At 62.7% G+C, this 17,493-nt stretch carries 30 protein-coding genes and 2 tRNA genes; 15 read left to right on the plus strand and 17 right to left on the minus strand.

The window, feature by feature from the left end; translation table 11 throughout:
* Nucleotides 1-12: 12 nt before the first annotated feature.
* The 4 genes from I6F37_RS07160 to I6F37_RS07175 form a co-directional block, all read right to left on the minus strand.
* A tRNA-Pro gene (locus I6F37_RS07160) sits at nt 13-89 on the minus strand.
* 91 nt (nt 90-180) lie between these two features.
* Nucleotides 181-666, minus strand: coding sequence for a DUF192 domain-containing protein (locus I6F37_RS07165; protein WP_035999663.1), 486 nt, complete (start codon nt 664-666; stop codon nt 181-183).
* Between the two features lie 115 nt (nt 667-781).
* The gene (locus tag I6F37_RS07170) at nt 782-1,444 is read right to left on the minus strand and encodes a cold-shock protein (protein ID WP_057029133.1); all 663 of its coding nucleotides are present in this window, start codon (nt 1,442-1,444) and stop codon (nt 782-784) included.
* 198 nt (nt 1,445-1,642) lie between these two features.
* A complete protein-coding gene (locus I6F37_RS07175; protein WP_225150771.1) occupies nt 1,643-2,404 on the minus strand; it encodes an NAD-dependent protein deacetylase in 762 nt (253 codons plus the stop codon).
* Nucleotides 2,405-2,656: 252 nt separating this feature from the next.
* Here I6F37_RS07175 and I6F37_RS07180 point away from each other — a divergent pair, with 252 nt between their 5' ends.
* On the plus strand, nt 2,657-2,821 hold the full coding sequence (locus tag I6F37_RS07180) for a hypothetical protein (protein WP_225140731.1): 165 nt from the start codon (nt 2,657-2,659) through the stop codon (nt 2,819-2,821).
* A 98-nt stretch (nt 2,822-2,919) separates the two neighbouring features.
* On the opposite strand, the gene I6F37_RS07185 is transcribed toward I6F37_RS07180, so the two are convergent.
* Nucleotides 2,920-3,204: a hypothetical protein gene (locus I6F37_RS07185; RefSeq protein ID WP_036045604.1), complete on the minus strand. Its 285-nt coding sequence runs from the start codon at nt 3,202-3,204 to the stop codon at nt 2,920-2,922.
* A gap of 270 nt (nt 3,205-3,474) precedes the next feature.
* Here I6F37_RS07185 and I6F37_RS07190 point away from each other — a divergent pair, with 270 nt between their 5' ends.
* Together I6F37_RS07190 and I6F37_RS45520 are read left to right on the plus strand one after the other, a co-directional pair.
* Nucleotides 3,475-3,717 carry a hypothetical protein gene (locus I6F37_RS07190; protein ID WP_225128697.1) on the plus strand — a complete coding sequence of 81 codons (243 nt, stop codon included), beginning with the start codon at nt 3,475-3,477 and terminating at the stop codon, nt 3,715-3,717.
* A gap of 77 nt (nt 3,718-3,794) precedes the next feature.
* Complete coding sequence (locus I6F37_RS45520) at nt 3,795-3,920, plus strand: hypothetical protein (RefSeq protein WP_057029130.1); 126 nt, start codon at nt 3,795-3,797, stop codon at nt 3,918-3,920.
* Nucleotides 3,921-3,933: 13 nt separating this feature from the next.
* Here the strand turns inward: I6F37_RS45520 and I6F37_RS07195 are convergent, their stop codons facing one another.
* The 3 genes from I6F37_RS07195 to I6F37_RS07200 form a co-directional block, all read right to left on the minus strand.
* Nucleotides 3,934-4,131 (minus strand): hypothetical protein, encoded by a 198-nt coding sequence (locus I6F37_RS07195; RefSeq protein WP_249788245.1) that lies wholly within the window; start codon nt 4,129-4,131, stop codon nt 3,934-3,936.
* 487 nt (nt 4,132-4,618) lie between these two features.
* Nucleotides 4,619-4,753 carry a hypothetical protein gene (locus I6F37_RS45525; RefSeq protein ID WP_260347228.1) on the minus strand — a complete coding sequence of 45 codons (135 nt, stop codon included), beginning with the start codon at nt 4,751-4,753 and terminating at the stop codon, nt 4,619-4,621.
* A 493-nt stretch (nt 4,754-5,246) separates the two neighbouring features.
* Entirely contained in the window at nt 5,247-5,543 is a 297-nt protein-coding gene (locus I6F37_RS07200; RefSeq protein WP_008558895.1) for an HU family DNA-binding protein, read from the minus strand.
* Between the two features lie 265 nt (nt 5,544-5,808).
* On the opposite strand from I6F37_RS07200, the gene I6F37_RS07205 reads away from it, so the two are divergent.
* Both I6F37_RS07205 and I6F37_RS07210 read left to right on the plus strand, forming a co-directional pair.
* Entirely contained in the window at nt 5,809-6,300 is a 492-nt protein-coding gene (locus I6F37_RS07205) for a hypothetical protein (RefSeq protein ID WP_225150775.1), read from the plus strand.
* Between the two features lie 115 nt (nt 6,301-6,415).
* Nucleotides 6,416-6,718, plus strand: coding sequence for a hypothetical protein (locus I6F37_RS07210; RefSeq protein WP_225150777.1), 303 nt, complete (start codon nt 6,416-6,418; stop codon nt 6,716-6,718).
* 57 nt (nt 6,719-6,775) lie between these two features.
* Here I6F37_RS07210 and I6F37_RS07215 read toward each other — a convergent pair whose 3' ends face one another.
* Nucleotides 6,776-7,003: a hypothetical protein gene (locus I6F37_RS07215; protein WP_035999684.1), complete on the minus strand. Its 228-nt coding sequence runs from the start codon at nt 7,001-7,003 to the stop codon at nt 6,776-6,778.
* A 429-nt stretch (nt 7,004-7,432) separates the two neighbouring features.
* Between I6F37_RS07215 and I6F37_RS07220 the strand changes: the two genes are divergently transcribed.
* Entirely contained in the window at nt 7,433-7,669 is a 237-nt protein-coding gene (locus I6F37_RS07220; protein WP_225150779.1) for a hypothetical protein, read from the plus strand.
* A gap of 42 nt (nt 7,670-7,711) precedes the next feature.
* Here the strand turns inward: I6F37_RS07220 and I6F37_RS07225 are convergent, their stop codons facing one another.
* Nucleotides 7,712-7,939, minus strand: a complete 228-nt coding sequence (locus I6F37_RS07225) for a hypothetical protein (RefSeq protein WP_025036169.1) — start codon at nt 7,937-7,939, stop codon at nt 7,712-7,714.
* Nucleotides 7,933-8,166, minus strand: coding sequence for a hypothetical protein (locus I6F37_RS07230; RefSeq protein WP_035999688.1), 234 nt, complete (start codon nt 8,164-8,166; stop codon nt 7,933-7,935). Before I6F37_RS07230 ends, I6F37_RS07225 begins: the two co-directional genes overlap by 7 nt.
* A 98-nt stretch (nt 8,167-8,264) precedes the next feature.
* Between I6F37_RS07230 and I6F37_RS07235 the strand changes: the two genes are divergently transcribed.
* Both I6F37_RS07235 and I6F37_RS07240 read left to right on the plus strand, forming a co-directional pair.
* Nucleotides 8,265-8,456, plus strand: a complete 192-nt coding sequence (locus tag I6F37_RS07235; RefSeq protein ID WP_035999694.1) for a DUF3072 domain-containing protein — start codon at nt 8,265-8,267, stop codon at nt 8,454-8,456.
* Between the two features lie 58 nt (nt 8,457-8,514).
* Complete coding sequence (locus tag I6F37_RS07240; RefSeq protein ID WP_157783960.1) at nt 8,515-8,667, plus strand: hypothetical protein; 153 nt, start codon at nt 8,515-8,517, stop codon at nt 8,665-8,667.
* Between the two features lie 4 nt (nt 8,668-8,671).
* On the opposite strand, the gene I6F37_RS07245 is transcribed toward I6F37_RS07240, so the two are convergent.
* Both I6F37_RS07245 and I6F37_RS07250 read right to left on the minus strand, forming a co-directional pair.
* Nucleotides 8,672-8,935 carry a hypothetical protein gene (locus tag I6F37_RS07245; RefSeq protein WP_035999697.1) on the minus strand — a complete coding sequence of 88 codons (264 nt, stop codon included), beginning with the start codon at nt 8,933-8,935 and terminating at the stop codon, nt 8,672-8,674.
* Nucleotides 8,935-9,135: a hypothetical protein gene (locus I6F37_RS07250; protein WP_035999700.1), complete on the minus strand. Its 201-nt coding sequence runs from the start codon at nt 9,133-9,135 to the stop codon at nt 8,935-8,937. The genes I6F37_RS07245 and I6F37_RS07250 overlap by 1 nt, the downstream gene beginning before the upstream one ends.
* A 321-nt stretch (nt 9,136-9,456) precedes the next feature.
* On the opposite strand from I6F37_RS07250, the gene I6F37_RS07255 reads away from it, so the two are divergent.
* From I6F37_RS07255 to I6F37_RS07275, 5 genes are all read left to right on the plus strand, one after another.
* On the plus strand, nt 9,457-11,088 hold the full coding sequence (locus I6F37_RS07255) for a tannase/feruloyl esterase family alpha/beta hydrolase (protein WP_085968749.1): 1,632 nt from the start codon (nt 9,457-9,459) through the stop codon (nt 11,086-11,088).
* A gap of 196 nt (nt 11,089-11,284) precedes the next feature.
* Nucleotides 11,285-11,944 carry an oxidoreductase gene (locus I6F37_RS07260; RefSeq protein ID WP_035999705.1) on the plus strand — a complete coding sequence of 220 codons (660 nt, stop codon included), beginning with the start codon at nt 11,285-11,287 and terminating at the stop codon, nt 11,942-11,944.
* 172 nt (nt 11,945-12,116) lie between these two features.
* The gene (locus I6F37_RS07265) at nt 12,117-12,746 is read left to right on the plus strand and encodes a hypothetical protein (RefSeq protein ID WP_035999708.1); all 630 of its coding nucleotides are present in this window, start codon (nt 12,117-12,119) and stop codon (nt 12,744-12,746) included.
* Nucleotides 12,747-12,868: 122 nt separating this feature from the next.
* A complete protein-coding gene (locus I6F37_RS07270; protein WP_035999711.1) occupies nt 12,869-13,321 on the plus strand; it encodes a VOC family protein in 453 nt (150 codons plus the stop codon).
* 377 nt (nt 13,322-13,698) lie between these two features.
* Complete coding sequence (locus tag I6F37_RS07275) at nt 13,699-14,337, plus strand: glutathione S-transferase family protein (RefSeq protein WP_035999714.1); 639 nt, start codon at nt 13,699-13,701, stop codon at nt 14,335-14,337.
* A gap of 128 nt (nt 14,338-14,465) precedes the next feature.
* On the opposite strand, the gene I6F37_RS07280 is transcribed toward I6F37_RS07275, so the two are convergent.
* Genes I6F37_RS07280 through I6F37_RS07290 form a run of 3 tightly spaced genes read right to left on the minus strand, consistent with a single transcriptional unit; the run spans nt 14,466 to nt 15,190 of the window.
* Nucleotides 14,466-14,633: a hypothetical protein gene (locus tag I6F37_RS07280; RefSeq protein ID WP_225150781.1), complete on the minus strand. Its 168-nt coding sequence runs from the start codon at nt 14,631-14,633 to the stop codon at nt 14,466-14,468.
* A 5-nt stretch (nt 14,634-14,638) separates the two neighbouring features.
* Nucleotides 14,639-14,887, minus strand: a complete 249-nt coding sequence (locus I6F37_RS07285; protein WP_035999806.1) for a hypothetical protein — start codon at nt 14,885-14,887, stop codon at nt 14,639-14,641.
* 48 nt (nt 14,888-14,935) lie between these two features.
* Nucleotides 14,936-15,190, minus strand: coding sequence for a PilZ domain-containing protein (locus I6F37_RS07290; RefSeq protein WP_057029117.1), 255 nt, complete (start codon nt 15,188-15,190; stop codon nt 14,936-14,938).
* 225 nt (nt 15,191-15,415) lie between these two features.
* Here I6F37_RS07290 and I6F37_RS07295 point away from each other — a divergent pair.
* Nucleotides 15,416-15,490, plus strand: a tRNA-Glu gene (locus I6F37_RS07295).
* 662 nt (nt 15,491-16,152) lie between these two features.
* Here I6F37_RS07295 and I6F37_RS07300 read toward each other — a convergent pair.
* On the minus strand, nt 16,153-16,509 hold the full coding sequence (locus tag I6F37_RS07300) for a hypothetical protein (protein ID WP_035999760.1): 357 nt from the start codon (nt 16,507-16,509) through the stop codon (nt 16,153-16,155).
* A 210-nt stretch (nt 16,510-16,719) separates the two neighbouring features.
* On the opposite strand from I6F37_RS07300, the gene I6F37_RS07305 reads away from it, so the two are divergent.
* Nucleotides 16,720-17,376: a hypothetical protein gene (locus tag I6F37_RS07305; RefSeq protein WP_035999762.1), complete on the plus strand. Its 657-nt coding sequence runs from the start codon at nt 16,720-16,722 to the stop codon at nt 17,374-17,376.
* The last annotated feature ends 117 nt before the right edge of the window (nt 17,377-17,493 follow it).

The raw sequence follows: 17,493 nt of genomic DNA on the forward strand, positions 1-17,493 counted from the left end.
GCTTGAAATTGCTGGTCGGGGCAGCTGGATTCGAACCAACGACCTGCAGTACCCAAAACTGCCGCGCTACCAGGCTGCGCTATACCCCGAATGTCCGGCGAGCCCGTCGATACACGCTTCCCGGAGCGCCAGCAAGCTTTCCAAAGCCGCCGGCCTGGGCCGCAATCGCCCCTGCCCGTCCTATTTGCCGCCGAACAGGGGGTGGCCGACGCGATCACCGGGGCGGATGCCGTACTTCTGCGCCGTCCCTGCCACCACCTCCAGCACGGCCCGGGCGGGCCCCCGGGAGGAGATGATCTTCGTCGACAACGGCTCGGTATTCTCCGCAATGCGCAGGATGCGGCCATCGGCGCGGATGAAGATCATGTCGAGCGACACATAAGTGTTCTTCATCCACATCGAGATTTCCTGCTCGGGATTGAAGTCGAACAGCATGCCTTTGCCGTCGGCCAATTCCTTGCGGTACATCAGGCCGGTCTCCTTCTCCTCCGGGGTCGTTGCCATCTCGACCGAGAACACCTGCACGCCGTTCTTGGTGACGATCTCGAGCGGCTGGAAGCTCGCGGCGCCGGCCGGCGCGCCGGCGACGGCCCAGCCGGCGATGACGAGGATGGCGGCCAGCCAGCCCTTCAGAGCGGACCAGGCGGCCTTTCGATCAGAATTCATCGGGGCTCTCGCGGCGTGGGACTTCAATCAGTCCTTACGCGGCGACCGCCGGAAAAGGAAGAGGCGCGCCGGACTTGCAGCGCGCCTCTGCTCACAATTGCTGGAAGTCATAGCCTTAGTGCGACTGCAATCCCGGCGATCCGGTCTCGGGATGGATCTCGGCCGCCATCATGCCCTTGGAGCCGGGCCCGAAGCGGACCAGCACATACTGGCCCGGTCTCAGCTCAGTCATGCCGAAGCGGCGTAGCGTCTCCATGTGCACGAAGATGTCGGGCGTGCCCTCGCCGCAGGTCAGGAAGCCGAATCCGCGCAGCCGGTTGAACCATTTGACCTGGGCCCGTTCCAGCCCGCTGGTCGGGGTGACCGTGACATGGGTGCGCGGCGGCAGCATCTGCGCCGGGTGGATCGCGGTCGACTCGTCCATCGAAACGACGCGGAAGGCCTGGTAGCCCTTGGCGCGCTGGATGCACTCGACGACGATGCGGGCGCCCTCATAAGCGGTCTGGAAGCCGTCGCGCCTAAGCACGGTAACGTGCAGGAGCACGTCCGGCCAGCCGTTGTCGGGAACGATGAAGCCGTAACCTTTGGAGGCGTCGAACCATTTGATGACGCCGGTGACCTCGACGAGGTTGCCGCTGGCTTCGCCCAATCCGGTGAAGGGATTGAGCGCATTGTCGCGGCCGGCTCCGCCATGCTCGCCCGGCGTCAATCGCCCCTGCGAGGTGCCCTGTCCGGGAACTCCAAGCTTCTTGGACTCAAATCCGTCCGACGACCCCATAACCCCGGACCCCACACTGCCATGCAACCCGCCACATTGGCGGCGCCCGAATCACGCGTCTTAAGAGAATGTTCTCAATTCGACGCGACGCGAATCTTTCGACTCAAAAGATAACACTCCCGGTTGAGACGCATAGACAAAAAAGAGATTCGCCGGAACCTATGAACAGCTTGCACAGCCGCGAATCAAATTGATGCCTCAATTGCCGACAAAGGGCCCGAGCGTCTCGCCGATGTCGTGGTGGATGACGAGGTTGGCGATGTCGTCCTGCTCGGTCGGCTCGCGATTGATGATCACGAGACGTGCACCGGCGCGCTTGGCCATGATCGGAAAGCCGGCCGCCGGCCAGACCACCAGCGAGGAACCGATCGCGATGAAGAGATCGCAGGCCTGCGACAGCGCTGTCGCGCGCTGCATCTCCTCGTCCGGCATCATCTGCCCGAAGGAAATCGTGGCGGTCTTCACCGGCGCGTCGCAGGCGGTGCAGTCGGGCGCGATGCCATCGTCATCGAAACGGCGCTTCACCCAGTCGAGCGGGTAAACCTGCCCACATCCGATGCAGCGCGCATAGGTGGTATTTCCGTGAAGCTCAACCACGTGCTCCGGCGCGAAGCCGGAGGCCTGGTGCAGATTGTCGATGTTCTGGGTGATGACGGCGGGAACCTTGCCGGCGCGGTAGAGCGATGCCAGCGCCCGATGGCCGCGGCCGGGCTTCGCTGCGGCGAAGACCTCCTCCATCGCAAAGCGGCGGCGCCAGGATTCGTCCCGCGCTGACTGGCTCGCGACGAACTCGTCGAACGGGATCGGACGGTTACGCGTCCAAATTCCGCCCGGCGAGCGGAAGTCGGGAATGCCGCATTCGGTCGAGATGCCGGCACCGGTGAACGGCACGATGGTCCTGGCCTCGGCGATCATGTCGCCGAGCCGTTCGATACCGCTCTGCACATCCGATGCGATCAACCGCGCCTCCCGAATAGTTTGGCCTGACAGCAACATGCGCAAGCGGCAAGATCGTTGACGCTCTTATCAAGCGCCAACGCAATGCGCTCGGCAATTTCTTCCGACCTTCGCATATCACAATCCTGCAATGCCTCCTCCCCATTGACGCCCCATTCGGAAGTGCCAATGGATGTGTTGACGCGACTCAACGTGATTGCGGCGGCAGTGCTTGAGTTCGGATGTGCACATACTCAGGTGTAGAGGGGATTTGACATGACCGAAGACGAACAACGCAAAGAGCGCGAACGCGAAGAAATCGCCGCCCGTGTCGCCGCCTTCCGTGCCACGCAGGAAAAGTTCAAGCGCGAGCGCGAGGAATATTTCGTGGCGACGCTGGAGAATGCCCGCAAGGCCGAGCGGCCCTCGCTCTGGCCGTAGGCATCATCGCGCCGGCAAGCGCGAAAATGGGCGAGTAAACAAGACCTGCGAATGAAAAAAGCCCGGAGCACCGCTCCGGGCTTTTCGCTATTCGCCGACTACCAATGACGGTAGTGGTGGTGACGGTAGTACGGCCCGCCGTAATAGGCGTACGGACCCGGTCCGTAATAGGCGGGACCGTCGTAGTAGCGGTAGCGGGGACCGTAATAGCCATAAGGCTGGGAAGCCGCGACTGCGCCCGCGGTGATCGCGCCGGCGGCGAGGCCGAACGCGAGGCCCGGGCCGATACCGCCGCGGCCACGCGCCTCAGCCGGCGCGGGCGCCGCGACCGCGGTCACACCGACCGCCGCGATGGTGGCCAGAACTGCCAGTGTCTTCTTCATGCTTGTCCTCCTTCGCGTGTCGCGGAGACAACGGCGAGCGCCTGCGATGGTTGCGCATGGATGGAACCGGCCCGCAGGCGAGAAATGTCGATGAAGCGGGAACGAAACGGCGAGACGGCGGTTAGCACCTCAAGTGCGGGAGCCTCCGCCATCCGGGTCGAGGCGACAGCACGAAGACCCCGTCAGCATCTCCGCGGTGCTGGCGGGGTTTTCAGTTTCATGGGAGCAGATGGCAGCAGACCATGACGGTTGCCAGCGGGGACGACAATCATGGAGGAGAGTTTGCCCTTATCCGCTTTGCTGGCCCGTATCCGCAAATTGGTTCCCAAATCCGAGGATGAGCATTACGACGAGATCGTCCGCAACTTCGGTGTCGGCACGCTGCGCCCGCCGCCGACGCCGATGAGCGACCGCGAGCTGGCGCAGGCCATCGCCGAGTTCCTCAAGGAGCAGCCGTCGAGCGAATCCGTCGCGACCCTCGGCCGCCGGCTCGACCCGTCCACCCGGCTCTGAGTTTCTTCGCAGGAGTATGGAACCAGGAATGCGCGCGGACGTTGAGTCCGTTCCCTGCTGAGCGGAGAGAAAGAGATATGCCCGCCTGGCTCGAAGTCTTGCTCAACCTGTCCGGCTATGCCGGCTTCGTGGCGCTCGCCTCGCGCGGCGCCGGATGCCCGCAGGCGCGGGCCGATGACCGCCGTTGCGGCGACGAGCGTTAATTGGCGCGCGGCGTTAATTGGCGCGCGCGGCTTGGCCTGCCGTGCGGACCAGCCGGTCGGCCTTGACCGCAACGCGCGTGTCCTCGGCCTGCGGCCGCAGCGAGAAGCTGATCACAACGAAAGCAAGGCAGAACAGCGTGACGACGACGGCGACGCGCCGGTAGGTGTGCCGGTCGCCTTGGAAAAAGGACGGAGCTGAAAAAGGCATCATGGCAAATTGCTGCTTGTGCAAAGGCGTTTCTTGCTTGTCGTTGCCGAACACCTACCCCAAGGCGCAGCAAGCGCAACGCGATTGGGCTTTTAACCTAACCGAATAGGGTTATCGGCATCCGCATAAGCTATCGTTAGCCAGACGCATCCGGCACCATCGCGGCGAGAGCGCGCAAGAACGCCCGGCTTTGTTCCAGCTTCGACTCCGTTTCGTTCGCGAAGAACGAATCGGAGTCGCAAGAATGCGCGGAGAGCAAATCCTAACGATCGATGAAGCGCGCACGCTCACACCGTCGACGCGGCAGGACCCTTCTTCGATGAGTGTCTTCTGCAACAAGTCTCTTCTGCAACAAGACTCTTCTGCAACAAGACTCTTCATCGACAAAACTTCGAGAAGACTCTTCGCCGGCAAGCAGCGCGGCGAGAGATCAAGCGCGCCCCCTCGGAGCGGATCGCGCTTGCGCGTTGCCGCGTGGCGTCGACAAAGGTCAGGCCGCCCGCTTCGGCTTCTCCTTCGAGAAGCATTCGAGGATCTGGATGCGCAGCTCCTCCGCCGCAGGGCCCTCGACCTTTCTGAGCTCGTTCCAGAGCCTGATCACTTCGCGCTGTTTTTCGACGGTCATGAGCAACCTCCAACGGTCCATCAAGGCGCCTCACTAGAACAAAATGAGAACAAAAAGTCCAGCCCCGGACGTAAAATTTTGGTGGGGGCGGCGTTGAACCTTTTCGGCGCGGCAAGCACCTATGGAAGCTGGGGATTTCAGCGCCCAGTTACACGGCAGCGCCGCCTGACGAACATACTCCGTCGTGGCGGCGCTGTTGCTTTTTGCGATTTCAACTTTAGGTTAAAGCCATGGCTGTCGGCCAGGCGCTGAAATCCCAACGCCGTCAGCCAGAAAAGCCTCGCGCGAAAGCGCGGGGCTTTTTCTTGTGAAGCGGATAAGGATGGTGAGGAAACGAAGCTCGTCGTTCAGGACGAAGCGAGTACCGCGTGCTGTTTACCCTGATGGTCGTCTTGTGTTCGGGCATCGCGATGGCCGAGCACCACCTGGTCCTCGGCCGTTGATTGCTGCGCCGGCGCGTCAATGAGCCCACCGCACCGACATCGCCGGCACGTCAGACGGCGTCCTTGGCCACCTTCAGCGGCGAGGCCTTGACCGACTTGCTAGCGGGCTTCGCTGCAAACTGCATCGGCTCCTTGGTGAAGGGATTGATGCCCATGCGGGCTTCGGTCGCCGGCTTGTTCACGACCGACATCTTCACGAAGCCGGGAATGACGAACTCGCCGGACTCGTTGAGCTCCTTGTAGCCGACCGTCGCCATGTACTCGATCACCGACTTCACGTCGTTCTTCGAAAGCTGCGTGCCCTCGGCGATTGCATCGATCAATTGGGTCTTCGTCATCTTCGCCATGGTCTGAATTCCTTTGAATGGGTGCGCGGAGCAATTCTGCTGCTGGGGACGCGGCCGGACCCGCGAGTGCGCGCTGCTGATTCATGCCAGAAGTCATGAAGCGATCGGGCTTAGACCCTATCGAGGCCGAAAACGCAAGCACGGGCTCACCGAGGTTCCCGACTTCCTGTGCAAGACGTTGCAGGACCTGCAATTTTAGGATCTGCAATTTTCTCGGCAGCGCCGCGGCTGCTATAAGCCAGGAAAGGTATCTGATGGGGTTCTGATGAAGGTCGCTATCGTCATCGCAGGTTTGATCGTGGTCGCCGTCGCAGCCCTCGTCGCGATCCAGCCTAGCTTCTTGAAGCCTGCGTCCTTCGCCCTCGTGAAAAAGTCCGACATGTTCGGCTTCTCGCCCGGAATGACATTCGACGAGGCCAACAAGCTCGTCGCGCGACGCCACTATCTCTGCCGGCCGAGCCGAGGTCCGTACACGCTGGCGTGCGACATCAACGGCGCCAAGGTCGCCGTTGATGGCGACGAGACCGACCCCAGGCATCCGATCTGGCGCGTCAATGCGACGCTGAACAATCCGGGATCGCAGGAAACCGCCGTCAAATCGATTTCCGAGCAGTTCAACGCCTCCGCCATCAAGGACCGGGAAGGCTGGACCTGGATCGTCGGCCGCGGTTTCAAGCTGAGCTATGACGGCGCCAGCTTGACTCTCGTCGACGAGGCCGCCGAGGCCAGGCTGCGCAAGGAGGACGCCAAGCGCTAGATCGCATCGCGCTTCCTCGTTCGTGAAACTTGTGGCCGGCGATCCGTTGTTGACGCTTCAGTAACCTAACGCGACCAAGCTTCTGTCAGGTTGGTTGCGTTGGAGTATCCTCAAAGTGCTGGATTTTAACGAGCTGCGTGAACTCGCGGCAGATGTTCGTGTTTTTGTCGATGTCGCCGAAGACAAGGCCGAGGCGCTCAGAGCCGTGATCGCGGCCTACGACGTGGTGCTGGCGATCTTCCCCGTCGATGACGGCATGGGCCTCCACGTCATCAAGGGCAAGGCGATCCTAGACCAGATCGCGACGTCGCGCACACACGCGATGTACAGCCACACGGCGATCGCGGTTCCGGATCTCGCCCACGCCGAAGCGCTCAAGTTCCTGACGGCGCCGGTCGAACAGCGGATTGCGGCCTGAGCATCGTTCAGCCGCTCCGCTCGCATAGAGCGGCGCGGCGGAATTGTCGTGGTCGCTTCAGCGGCTTTGTCTGGGCGTGCGGGCTGTTCGCCGCTTCCGTCGCAGACCGATGCGCGTGCCCGGAAGATTGATGCCAAGCTCGATCGCACGCGACCTGATCGATGCAATGGGACGCTTGAGCTTCACGATCATCAGCGTGAGGCTCTTTCCCGTTTCGCACATGGATCGAAGCAGCCGGTCGTCGTCTTCCGACCAGCGTTCGTGGTTATAGGTGCGGGCAGCCATCGACGTTTGCCTCTGAGGCCAATGAGGCGGGACCTGAGCAGGGAATGTCAAAGGACCCAGCTTCGCCTTTTTCTGAGCGCGGCGGCTGGGTGTCAGTTGAGGGGCGGCTTGTTACGCTGCCGCCTGACGCAGAGATAGTTTTTCGGCGTCGATTTTCAACCGACTTACGGATTTGTAATTGCCCGGCGCGAGCGCCTCCCCACTCCAGCGAAGCTGGCGCATGTTCTTTTGAACTTTCTTGCCGCTCGCGCGTCTTACAGTTGAAGCGTCCCTAAGCTTCACCTCGACAGAGAACCCCGCTCCTGAAAGGGCGGGGTTTTCGCTTTTGGCGCTGCATCAGCTCGCCCGGGATTTCAAGCGCTCTTTGCCGTTGACCCGGCGGCCGTCCGGCCGCACTTTTTGCGACGGGCAGGGTTTTGAGGAGCCGTGATGCCGAAAACCCTTGTGGAATTCAGAGCGCAGAACCTTCGTTTGCTCGAGCGGCTTTGTCCCGACGACCCGCGATACATCGCGGCCTGGCTGAAGCAGTTCGACGAGCAGAACGGGATCACACCAAAAGCTGGCCCGAAGTCCGGCAAGAGCCGTGCGGCTGCTTCGCCGCGAAGCAAGACCGCTTCGCCCGCGCGCACGAGGTCAGCGCCCTCCTCCTCGGTCTCACCGCGCTGATCGGCAACGATAGCCGCGCAGTCCCGAGAGCCGCTTGGGCGCTCACGGAATGTCCGCGGCCTTCCGGTTGTCCCCGATCGAAACCGGCTTGTTGAGGAAATACTCGCGGTTGCCCGTCGCCGCTTCCGCGTATTGGTCGATGGCGACGATGATGGCCTGGACGTGGGCATAGCACCACCCTTCCCGCGTCGCGCGTCGGCGAACGTCCTCGAGCGCGGTCAGGAAGGGCGACAGGTCTCGCTCGTCGTCGAACCATCGCCTGCTCACCATGTCCTCCCGCCGAGCACCCTGCCCTTGGTCTGGCGCGGCTCTGCCGCCTTCAGCGCGTCGCGTTGCGCGCACAGGCTCTCGACCTTCGCCTCCATCCGCGACAGCAGCGCTTGCGCCGAGGCCGTCCCGATCCCCGCCCGCTGCAGCTGGAGGATCTCCTTCCTCTGCCTGCCCATCTGGATGCGCATCCGTTCGATCTCCCGCCTGAGAAAGTCCAGGTCCGGCATTGTTCCGCCTCGCGAATTCGAGATATGGCCCATGAGAACAAAAACGGAACGAAGAGTCGAGTCCGACGTTCTACGGAAAACGGAATAGGAGATGTGCGATGGCCGACAACACCCGGAAGGACCCGAAGGATTGGGTTTCCGGCGACGATCCGATGACGGGAGCCCAGGAATCCTATCTCAAGACCCTCGCCGAGCAGGCGCACCAGGACCTGCCCGAGGACGAGCTGACCAAGGCCGAGGCCTCCGAGCTGATCGACAAGATGCGGCAAAAGGCCGGGTTGGACGAGTGAGCCGTCCGATTGCGGGAACCCGGCTCCGTGCGTATGCAAACGAAATTGGGAATCGAGAATGCCTTATTTCGTTTGTGCCCGCGACGGAGCGGGCCAGATCATCTTGAAGCGAGACACAAGGGAAGCGGCCGAGAAGAAAGCCGCCGAGCTCCGCGACATGGGCTATTTCGAAGTCGAGATCGTCGCCAAGGGCGACGAGGAGACGGCGTGAGGGATCATGCGTCCCTCAGCACCTTCAAGGCGCTGAGAATGACGAAAGCACCCAGACCGTAGGTCAGCGCATTCACGACCCACGAAATGGCGATGCCGAGGAAGGCGGAGCCTCCGACCGCTCCCCGGAAAAAATACGCTGCGCTGATGCCCGGCCACTCCAGCCAAAGCAACGCGAAGTCGGTCAGCGGCTCCAGCACGAGGAGCACCGTCGAGACGAGCGCCCCGATGGCCAAGGCGATGACGAGATGCGTTCTCAGCCAGGGCATCAAAGACCCAGCAGACCGGCGATGACGGGAATGAGGAAGAAGGCGGCGATCCCGAGCAGCCCGCCAACGACAAAGCGCGCCGCGCGGCCGTGAATCTTCGTATCTAGCCACGCACAGATCGCCACCACAGCCTGTCGCAGCCAGCCACCCACGAGGGTTCTGACGAGATCGAACAGGAGTTCTGCAACGAATGCGGCCATGGCGTTTGGTCGGCGTGGCCTCTGGCGGGGTTCAAGTGCGCGGGATGACCATGTCCAATCGGCAACAGCGCGAGAGTGAGAAACTTTAAGGGCCGGTAGACCGACGAACTACCGTTACAAGCTCGCGATGATCGAGCATCCGCTCGTCCTACTCGATCGACTTCATCGGCAAGGGCGAACGGCGAGAGCGATTGAAAGCCTGCATCGCTGGACTGCACCTCCCGAATAACACAAGATAGTCAGTGTCAGTGCAGCAGATCGCCTGGCGGCCAGCGTGAGTTAAGTGCACCGCAAAAAATCAGAAAGCGGCAGGGAAGAACGATGCAGGGAAAAAGAAATCTGGCGCTTAATGATGCGATGGCTGGCCTGGGTCTAGTCGCGGCCATCATGGTCGTTGCGATCTCGCCGGCAAGCGCCGACAATTCGGCCAACATACCGCCCGCGCTCAAATGCGCTGACCTGACCGGCTGGAAGATGCCGGGTTCGACGGCAACAATCACCAAGGCCGAAGTAGTGCCGGAGGCGCCGCCGGGGACCGTGCAGCCGTCACCGCCGGCGCCGGCCACAGTATCGGTGGCGCTGCCGCCGAACTGCCGCGCGGACGGCGTGATCGATCAGCGCGTCGGCGTCGAGGGCAAGTCCTACGCGATCGGCTTTGCCGTTGCCCTGCCCGATCGCTGGAACGGCCGGTTCTTGTTTCAGGGCGGCGGCGGTTTGAACGGCTCGATCCGGCCACCGCTGGGTTACCACGCGGCCGGCGAGGTGCCGGCGCTGGCGCGCGGCTTTGCCGTGGTCTCGACCGATAGCGGTCATCAGGGCGCGGTGTTCGATGCCTCGTTCCTGAAGGACCAGGAAGCCGCGCTCAACTTCGCCCATGCATCCGTCGGCAAGGTGACCATGGCCGCCAAGGCGATCGTCGCGCATTACTATGGCCAGCCCGCAAAGCGCTCCTATTTCACGGGGTGCTCGACCGGGGGCCGCGAAGGCATGCTGGCGTCGGCGCGCTATCCCGAGCAATTCGACGGCATCGTCGCCGGCGCGCCTGCGCTGCGCACCGGCAATTCTAATATCGGTCTCGCCTGGGCCAACGCCGCCTTCAGCCAGATCGCACCGAAAGATGCGTCCGGCAAGCCGGAGCCCGCCAAGACGTTTTCCGCGGCCGAGCGAAAGCTGATCACCAACGCGATCCTCGATGCCTGCGACGCCAAGGACGGCGTCAAGGATGGCCTGATCTTCGACGGCAAGGCCTGTCAATTCGATCCCGCGGTCCTCACCTGCAAGGGCGACAAGACGGATGACAAGACGGATTCTTGCCTGGCGCCGCCGCAGGTCGATGCCTTGAAGAAAGCTTTTGCCGGACCGAAGAATTCACGCGGCACGCAAGTCTATCCGCCGTTCCCATGGGACAGCGGCGTGGCAGCCGAAGGCGTTGCCATTCCCGGCATCCTGACCACAGGCGCGCGCAGTCCGGTCGGACCGCCTGTTTGGGAAAACATCAACGTCGATCAACTCGAAGACCGGGTCAACGCGAGCGGGATGGATCGCCTCACCAACACCGCCTACTGGACCAACCTTTCGAGCTACTTCGGCCATGGTGGCAAGCTGCTGTTTTACCACGGAGTGAGCGATCCCTGGTTTTCGGCGAACGACACCGTGAATTACTACGAGCGCATGGCGGCGGATTCCGGCGGCATGGAATTGGTGCGGGAGAAATCGAGCCGGGCCTTCCTGGTGCCCGGCATGGGTCACTGCTCGAGCGGCGTAGCGCTCGATCGTTTCGATCTCCTCAGCGCGGTCGTGGACTGGGTGGAAGACGGCAAGGCGCCCGATGCGGCGGTCGCGACGGGACCAGCCCTTCCCGGCCGCAGTCGGCCGCTTTGCGCCTATCCACAACATGCGCGGTACAAGGGGCAAGGCGATCCGGAGAGCGCGGCGAGTTTTGAGTGCAAGTAGAACTTGCGAACTTGCACTAAACTTGGCGCGTAGGATCGGTAGAGCGAAGCGAAACCCATCGAGGGCTTTGTCGTGTGACGAAACGCGTTTCGCAAATGCTCTACCTATCCTGCGAGCTAACCGAGGTTGCATTGGGCCTCCTGATCTGCATTCAACAACTTGGCCTTTGGGCTCACGACGCAGAACGGTGGCTTGAATGAAAACCGCACTTGTCTTCGGCGCCACCGGCTTCATCGGCTCGCATTTGCTGCGCGACCTGTTGGACAGTCCGGACTATTCGCGGGTTGTGGCGGTGGCCCGCAAGCCGCTGGCGGTGAGCGATGCGAAGCTCACGGTGCTGATCGGCGATCTCGCTTCCCTGCCCGCACTCAAGCCGCAATTGGTTGCGGACGAGATCTTCATCGCGCTGGGGACGACGCGCAAGCACACGCCTGACGAGGCCGAGTACTACAAGATCGATCATGATTATCCGGTGTTGGCAGCCGAGATTGCCAGGGCGAACGGCGCGCAATCGGTGTTTTTGGTCACGGCCGTTGGCGCCAACGCCGCTTCCGGTATGTTCTATCTCAGGACCAAGGGCGAGGTGGAGCGGGACATTCTCGCGCTCGATTTCGAGCACACGCATATTTTCCGCCCCTCGATGATCCTCGGCGCGCGCGAGGAGGACCGCCCGCGTGAACGCCTCATCGTTGCGATTTGGGGCGTGCTCAATCCGCTGCTCGTTGGCCCGGCCGACCGCTATCGCGGGCTCGCCGGCAACGACATCGCGCACGTCATCGCCAAAGCCGCGCGGCATCAAACCGAGAAGGTGCGTATCTATCATTGGAAGGAGATGGCGGCACTGCTTCGAACATGATGCTGTCCGAGCCGAACCTGCCCCCTTCACGCACATTTGCCTCGGCCCCCGCCCCTGCTCTCCTTATCCTGCTATTTCCTAGTTGCTCAGCCCGACCTACTGGCGCGGCTCATTTGAGTGCACCGTCACTATTGAATGCATACCTTTCCGATCTCTCATTGCAGGAGCGGCGATGACACCCGATGAAGAACAATCCGGATTCTACGAAAATCTCGGGCGCTGCATAGCGCAGTGGTCGCACATAGAAGATGCCTTACATGAGGTCTTTGCAACAGCCATAGCGAAGGCCGATGAAGTACGCCGCTCGAACGTCCCGGCTCAGGCGGCGTACTTTGCGATCCAAGCTCCGGAGGGAAAGATCGCCATGACCGATTCAGCAGTCCGGTTCAGACTACTTTTTGGTATGGGAGAAGGTCATGGTGATCCGCAGCGAAGATTGTTCGCTGCATGGGACGCCCTCAAGAAAACTGTCGATGACCGACGCAAACGCAGAAACCAACTCGCACACTTCCAAGTGCTCGTATCAATGAACGAGCCGGATGGTCGTAGATTTGCTCTCCGGCCGGCGCTCTTCAATCCAAACACCCAATTTAGGACGATAACCTTGTTTCACAGGGAGGAACTCAAAGTGGCGGCTGCATCGTTTGGACGCGTCTCATGGGATCTGAGAACCTTCGCCTATGGACTTGCGAAGCATTTCAAACAGAACGATGACACCGTCTTCGACGACGAACTGAGAGAACTGATGGCAAGGACAGCCGATAAGGTCGTCAGGGAGGAGGGCTTCATCGCCAACAACTGAAAGGTATCTCAAGGCACATAGTCCCCCTCACACCGCCCCTGCCCCTCCTCTCCTTTTCCTGCTATCTCCTACCCGCCGTCCCGGCCGCCAAACCCCTCCGTCCGTTCCAGGGAGCAACAACCATGCGATACCTCCACACCATGCTGCGCGTGCGCAATCTCGATGTCGCGCTGAAATTCTATGTTGATGCTTTCGGGCTGAAGGAGGTGCGGCGGATCGAGAACGACAAGGGGCGGTTCACGCTGGTGTTCCTGTGCTCGGCGGACGATCTCGACGCGCTGAAGAAGCAGCCGCCGACGCGCGGGGCGCCGCTGGTGGAGCTCACCTACAATTGGGACGAGGAGAAGTATGGCGAGGACCGCTTCTTCGGCCATCTCGCCTACGAGGTCGACGACATCTACGCCACCTGCGAGAAGCTGATGAAGGCGGGCGTCACCATCAATCGTCCGCCGCGCGACGGCAACATGGCCTTTGTCCGCTCGCCGGACCTGCACTCGATCGAGCTGCTGCAGAAGGGCGATCCGAAGCCGCCGCAGGAGCCGTGGGCATCGATGCCCAACACCGGCCATTGGTAAGCCATAGGCAGGAACTAGGCCCCTCCCCCGGCGTTCTCCTTTCACGAAACCGATTTGGAGGAGGATGCGATGGCGAGAGGGCTGTTGCTGTGGATGCTTGGCGTGCCGATCCCGGTGATCATTCTGTTGTGGCTGTTCTTCGGCCGCTGAGCGAAAGACTTGAACTATTGCAATGAAGGCTCCGCCGCGTGCGGAGCTTTTTGCATGAGGGGCACGATGCAATCGCGCATCGCTCGGCGCGCCGAATTCCGCTATCAGCTGGGAAAGGTGGATCTGTAGCCCGGATGGAGCGCAAGCGTAATCCGGGACTGTCAGCCCTGGATTGCGCTTCGCTCCATCCAGGCTACGACACCGGACAATGCCGCGGGAGACGCTTCATGGCCGATACCAAGCTGACGATCTGGGGCCGCGCCAATTCGGTCAACGTGCAGAAGGTGCTGTGGTGCTGCACCGAGCTCGGCCTGGCTTACGAGCGCATCGATGCCGGCATGCAATACGGCAAGACTCGCGAGGCCGATTATCTGGCGATGAATCCCAACGCGCGGATCCCGACGCTGGTCGAGGGCGACTTCGTGCTGTGGGAATCCAATTCGATCATGCGCTATCTCTGCCTCGCGCATGGCCGCGGAACGCCGATCTATCCCGAGGCGCCGAGACAGCGCGCCTCGGTCGACCGCTGGCTCGACTGGACGCTGTCGACGGTGCAGCCGGTCGACCGCCCGGTATTCTGGGGCATCGTGCGCACCGCGCCCGCCGAGCGCGACATGATCCAGGTGCAGCGCGATGCCGATGCCGCCGCCGAGGTCTGGGCCATCGCCGACCGCCTGCTCGCCACGCGCCGCTTCATCGAGGGCGACGCGTTCACGCTCGCCGACATCGCGATCGGGTCCTATGCGCGGCGCTGGCTCGGGGTCGAGGGCATCAGCCGGCCGGCCCAGCCGCACCTGACGCGCTGGCTCGCCGAGCTCGGCAAGCGGCCCGGATTTGCGCAATTCGTCGCACCGCCGATGTCGTGAACCCCTCGCGCGCCTTAAGCTGCGGCGATCGCGCGGGGAATCCTCGTTCCGGCGCGCTTCCCGCGGCGTCACGGCCGCGCTTGACGGCTACTGTGCATGGGGTTGTTTTCGCGGTTTTGTTTCAGGCTTTAGCGCCAGCCGCGCTCGACCAGCAGCACGACGACGATCAGCACCAGAGTCACGGCAGCCGTGGCGAGCCGCGCGGTCCAGCTGAGGCCGCGGCCGATCCACCAGAGCAGCGCGCAATACATCAGCACGGGGACGATGATGTCGAGCCGCACCAGATCCGCGGACATGGTCTTCAGCGCCGGATGCCGGCGTCGACGCTGGTCGAGCCGCCGAGCTTGACGCAAGTCCCGGTGCCCTCCGCCATCACGAAGCCCGGGCCATAGGCGGCGCAGGCGCCTGCCCTCACCTTGCCGGCCGTGCTGCCGTTCAGCGGCAGTGCCTTGCCCGCCTGCGGCGGCTCGGCAGGCGGCAGGCGCAGGCTCTCAGCCGCAGTCGCGGACGTGGCCAGCAAGGAGAGCAGGATGAGAAGCAGCGTGCGCATCGCCGCCTTGTAGCCCGGACCGGACCCGCGCGCCATCGCCGGCCGCGGCTAGAGGAACTTGACGCCGGCCGACTTGCCGCGGCGCCAGACCACCTGGCAGCTCCGCCCGGTGCGCGCATCGCGTGCGAAGGCCATCCGGATCACGCCGGGAAGCTGGCTTGCGTCCTCGTCGAGGGTGATCCTGGCGCCCGAATCCGAGATGTCCTGGACCAGGCAGTGCCGCGCGGCAAAGCCGCCGTCCAGCGTGATCCAGGCGTGCTGCGACAGCAGCTTGCGGGCTGCGCGCTTCTTCGGCGGTGGCATCGGCAAAATCTCCCCGTCCAGCGCTACGCAGGGAACGCTAACAAACCGTTGAAATCGCCTCCGAATGATCCCGCGCCCCGGGGCTATCCACCGGGCCGGAAAGACCGTTCCCGAACGGCTTGCCCGGGAGCGCAAAGGCCACTATACGTTCGCCCGCTGCAAGCCGCCGGGCCCTGTTCGGCCGGCCAGCGGCCGTGCCGGGACAATCGGCAGGGCCCTGCGTTTGCTCCCTTCGTCTATCGGTTAGGACGCCACCCTTTCACGGTGGAGAGAGCGGTTCGATTCCGCTAGGGAGCGCCAGCAAAATCAATCACTCAAAGATCCACTCTGCCGCCGTGTCCAACGTGTGGCCAATAAACCCGTGCGAACACCCATGGACGTGGGGCTCGATCGCCGCCCCGCTTCGCGAGCGTGAACCGGCGGGCCATCGTGCTTACCGCCTGAGCCCGGGGCGGTGCGTCATCAGCCGCGGCCGGTCGCGCCTCCTGTGCAGCCTGCGGTCGCCGCGAGGCAAGCCGCTGGCATCGCTCATTTATTTTTTTCGAAGCAGCCAGCGGCTACCCTGTTGCCGATTGAGTAGCAATCAGGAGGATTGGGCTTTGTGACCACGTGCTGGGGCGTTTCAACTCGTGGGCTCGACCACCCCCAAAGCACAGCAAGCAGGGCCAGCCCCCCGAGGATCGCGAGTGCAACCATTTCAGGCGTGACGAGAGCGGGGCGCCGACAGAGCCCCTGGGGTGCAATCTGCTTCAATGAACACAACTCTGAACTGTAATAATCCAACTGTAATAAAAATATCATATGTTAATTCCGGTTCCATTGCAAATGACAGTTGTTCCACGCGGAAATGCCCGAAACGAACGGCCCGCCAGCGTGAACCGGCGGGCCCTGCTCAATGGGCGCTTCATTGGTCGCGCTCCGCCAGGATGCGGTTGATCTCGGCCGTCACGATCAGCTGGTGCTCAGGCGTGAGCTGGACATACCTCGCCAAAGGGCTCGCTCAGCCCGCTGGTGCCTGGGCGTTCGTCGATCATCCTCTTGAGGCCCCTTAGATCGCCGTCGAGCATCCAGTCGACGTTGATCCCGTGCTTCCGGCAGTAGTCGCACAGCTCGGCGCTGGGCGCGGGACCGACCTTAGGAGCTTGCTCCAATCCCCATTCGATCGCGAGCCACAACAGGCGCCGGTTGTTGTTCTGCGCTGACGACGCGCCGTCGGCGTCGAGCCGCCCCCAACGGTGTCCGGAGGCGTAGCCCCGACGTTTGGCGGCGTTGCGGCGCCGCGTGATGCCCGCGCGGGTGATGGGCTTCTCCTTTGCCACTGCCCGCGGATCTTCCTGAGCTTCGTTTGTGCCTTGTCGATGTCTATTTTTACGGAGGTGGACGGCCATGGACCTATTCTCATCTCTTTCACGGTGGAGAGGGCGGTTCGATTCCGCTAGGGAGCGCCATAGGCGCAAAGCCGCCGCGGCAGCGTGAACCTCCTCGCCCCTCGTCTCCGACCAATGTCAGGTCGTAACCGGTCGAGGCCCATGCCGCAGCTCAAAGCCGACATTGCAGACGCATCGCAGATGCCGGCGCTTCCCACATGGCTGCGCCACCCGCGCCAGCATGCGCCGGACCGGCGCGCCAAGATGCTGGCGCACATGGCCCACCTCCAATCACTGCCGGAGCGCCAGACGGCGTTGACGCCGCCCTCGCCGGAGCGGTCAGCCCAGGCCGTCGCTGACATTCTCGGCGATGCCTTCGGCTACATCGTGCTGTTCGGCGTCATCGCCCTGCTCTTCCATTCGCGCGTTCCGCTCTACCTCGGTGCCTTTCTCTTCCTGACCGATGGCGAGCGCATCGAAAGCGCGCTGGCAAGCATCGGTATCCGCCTCGAGCCCGAAATGATCGGCCAAGACCTCGTCAAGCGCTTTGTATTCTGGTTCGGATGGTTCGCGTTGCTCGGCCCCCTGAAAGCCTCGGTTCCCGCCTGGCTCGCGTCTTGGCTGCCTCCGACCCAGTCATGGTCTTCCCTGGCCGGCATTGCCATTCTGCTCGCCCTCGTCGAAGCATTGACCGGGCTCGCGCTGCGGCGCGCATTGCCGCGCCTGCGATGGGAGATCCGTCCGAACGGACTGATATGGACGATGATCCAGTTCGCCTTTGCCGCATTGGCTATCCTGGTGCTGTTCGGACCTCGCTAGCCGTCGCTTATGCCGCGCTTCCCGCTGCTCTGCCGACCCGCGCCATTTACCGAAAATTCACCCCAGCTATTAGGCAGCAGTATCATTTGCTTAGAATTTGCTCGCTACCGTGGAACT

The organism is Bradyrhizobium sp. NBAIM08 (assembly GCF_020193935.1).
Taxonomy (GTDB): Bacteria; Pseudomonadota; Alphaproteobacteria; order Rhizobiales; family Xanthobacteraceae; genus Bradyrhizobium; species Bradyrhizobium yuanmingense.

Excerpts from the sequence above, each read along its gene's own strand:
- I6F37_RS07275 (WP_035999714.1), top strand. The coding sequence starts at position 13,699 with ATGGCCGATACCAAGCTGACGATCTGGGGCCGCGCCAATTCGGTCAAC.
- I6F37_RS07170 (WP_057029133.1), bottom strand. The coding sequence starts at position 1,444 with ATGGGGTCGTCGGACGGATTTGAGTCCAAGAAGCTTGGAGTTCCCGGA.
- I6F37_RS07225 (WP_025036169.1), bottom strand. The coding sequence starts at position 7,939 with ATGGTGAGCAGGCGATGGTTCGACGACGAGCGAGACCTGTCGCCCTTC.
- I6F37_RS07290 (WP_057029117.1), bottom strand. The coding sequence starts at position 15,190 with ATGCCACCGCCGAAGAAGCGCGCAGCCCGCAAGCTGCTGTCGCAGCAC.
- I6F37_RS07265 (WP_035999708.1), top strand. The coding sequence starts at position 12,117 with ATGACACCCGATGAAGAACAATCCGGATTCTACGAAAATCTCGGGCGC.
- I6F37_RS45525 (WP_260347228.1), bottom strand. The coding sequence starts at position 4,753 with ATGACCGTCGAAAAACAGCGCGAAGTGATCAGGCTCTGGAACGAGCTC.
- I6F37_RS07195 (WP_249788245.1), bottom strand. The coding sequence starts at position 4,131 with ATGATGCCTTTTTCAGCTCCGTCCTTTTTCCAAGGCGACCGGCACACC.
- I6F37_RS07200 (WP_008558895.1), bottom strand. The coding sequence starts at position 5,543 with ATGGCGAAGATGACGAAGACCCAATTGATCGATGCAATCGCCGAGGGC.
- I6F37_RS07235 (WP_035999694.1), top strand. The coding sequence starts at position 8,265 with ATGGCCGACAACACCCGGAAGGACCCGAAGGATTGGGTTTCCGGCGAC.
- I6F37_RS07230 (WP_035999688.1), bottom strand. The coding sequence starts at position 8,166 with ATGCCGGACCTGGACTTTCTCAGGCGGGAGATCGAACGGATGCGCATC.
- I6F37_RS07255 (WP_085968749.1), top strand. The coding sequence starts at position 9,457 with ATGCAGGGAAAAAGAAATCTGGCGCTTAATGATGCGATGGCTGGCCTG.
- I6F37_RS07205 (WP_225150775.1), top strand. The coding sequence starts at position 5,809 with ATGAAGGTCGCTATCGTCATCGCAGGTTTGATCGTGGTCGCCGTCGCA.
- I6F37_RS07280 (WP_225150781.1), bottom strand. The coding sequence starts at position 14,633 with ATGTCCGCGGATCTGGTGCGGCTCGACATCATCGTCCCCGTGCTGATG.
- I6F37_RS07185 (WP_036045604.1), bottom strand. The coding sequence starts at position 3,204 with ATGAAGAAGACACTGGCAGTTCTGGCCACCATCGCGGCGGTCGGTGTG.
- I6F37_RS07180 (WP_225140731.1), top strand. The coding sequence starts at position 2,657 with ATGACCGAAGACGAACAACGCAAAGAGCGCGAACGCGAAGAAATCGCC.
- I6F37_RS07165 (WP_035999663.1), bottom strand. The coding sequence starts at position 666 with ATGAATTCTGATCGAAAGGCCGCCTGGTCCGCTCTGAAGGGCTGGCTG.
- I6F37_RS07220 (WP_225150779.1), top strand. The coding sequence starts at position 7,433 with ATGCCGAAAACCCTTGTGGAATTCAGAGCGCAGAACCTTCGTTTGCTC.
- I6F37_RS07270 (WP_035999711.1), top strand. The coding sequence starts at position 12,869 with ATGCGATACCTCCACACCATGCTGCGCGTGCGCAATCTCGATGTCGCG.
- I6F37_RS07305 (WP_035999762.1), top strand. The coding sequence starts at position 16,720 with ATGCCGCAGCTCAAAGCCGACATTGCAGACGCATCGCAGATGCCGGCG.
- I6F37_RS07250 (WP_035999700.1), bottom strand. The coding sequence starts at position 9,135 with ATGGCCGCATTCGTTGCAGAACTCCTGTTCGATCTCGTCAGAACCCTC.
- I6F37_RS07215 (WP_035999684.1), bottom strand. The coding sequence starts at position 7,003 with ATGGCTGCCCGCACCTATAACCACGAACGCTGGTCGGAAGACGACGAC.
- I6F37_RS07245 (WP_035999697.1), bottom strand. The coding sequence starts at position 8,935 with ATGCCCTGGCTGAGAACGCATCTCGTCATCGCCTTGGCCATCGGGGCG.
- I6F37_RS07240 (WP_157783960.1), top strand. The coding sequence starts at position 8,515 with ATGCCTTATTTCGTTTGTGCCCGCGACGGAGCGGGCCAGATCATCTTG.
- I6F37_RS45520 (WP_057029130.1), top strand. The coding sequence starts at position 3,795 with ATGCCCGCCTGGCTCGAAGTCTTGCTCAACCTGTCCGGCTATGCCGGC.
- I6F37_RS07190 (WP_225128697.1), top strand. The coding sequence starts at position 3,475 with ATGGAGGAGAGTTTGCCCTTATCCGCTTTGCTGGCCCGTATCCGCAAA.
- I6F37_RS07260 (WP_035999705.1), top strand. The coding sequence starts at position 11,285 with ATGAAAACCGCACTTGTCTTCGGCGCCACCGGCTTCATCGGCTCGCAT.
- I6F37_RS07285 (WP_035999806.1), bottom strand. The coding sequence starts at position 14,887 with ATGCGCACGCTGCTTCTCATCCTGCTCTCCTTGCTGGCCACGTCCGCG.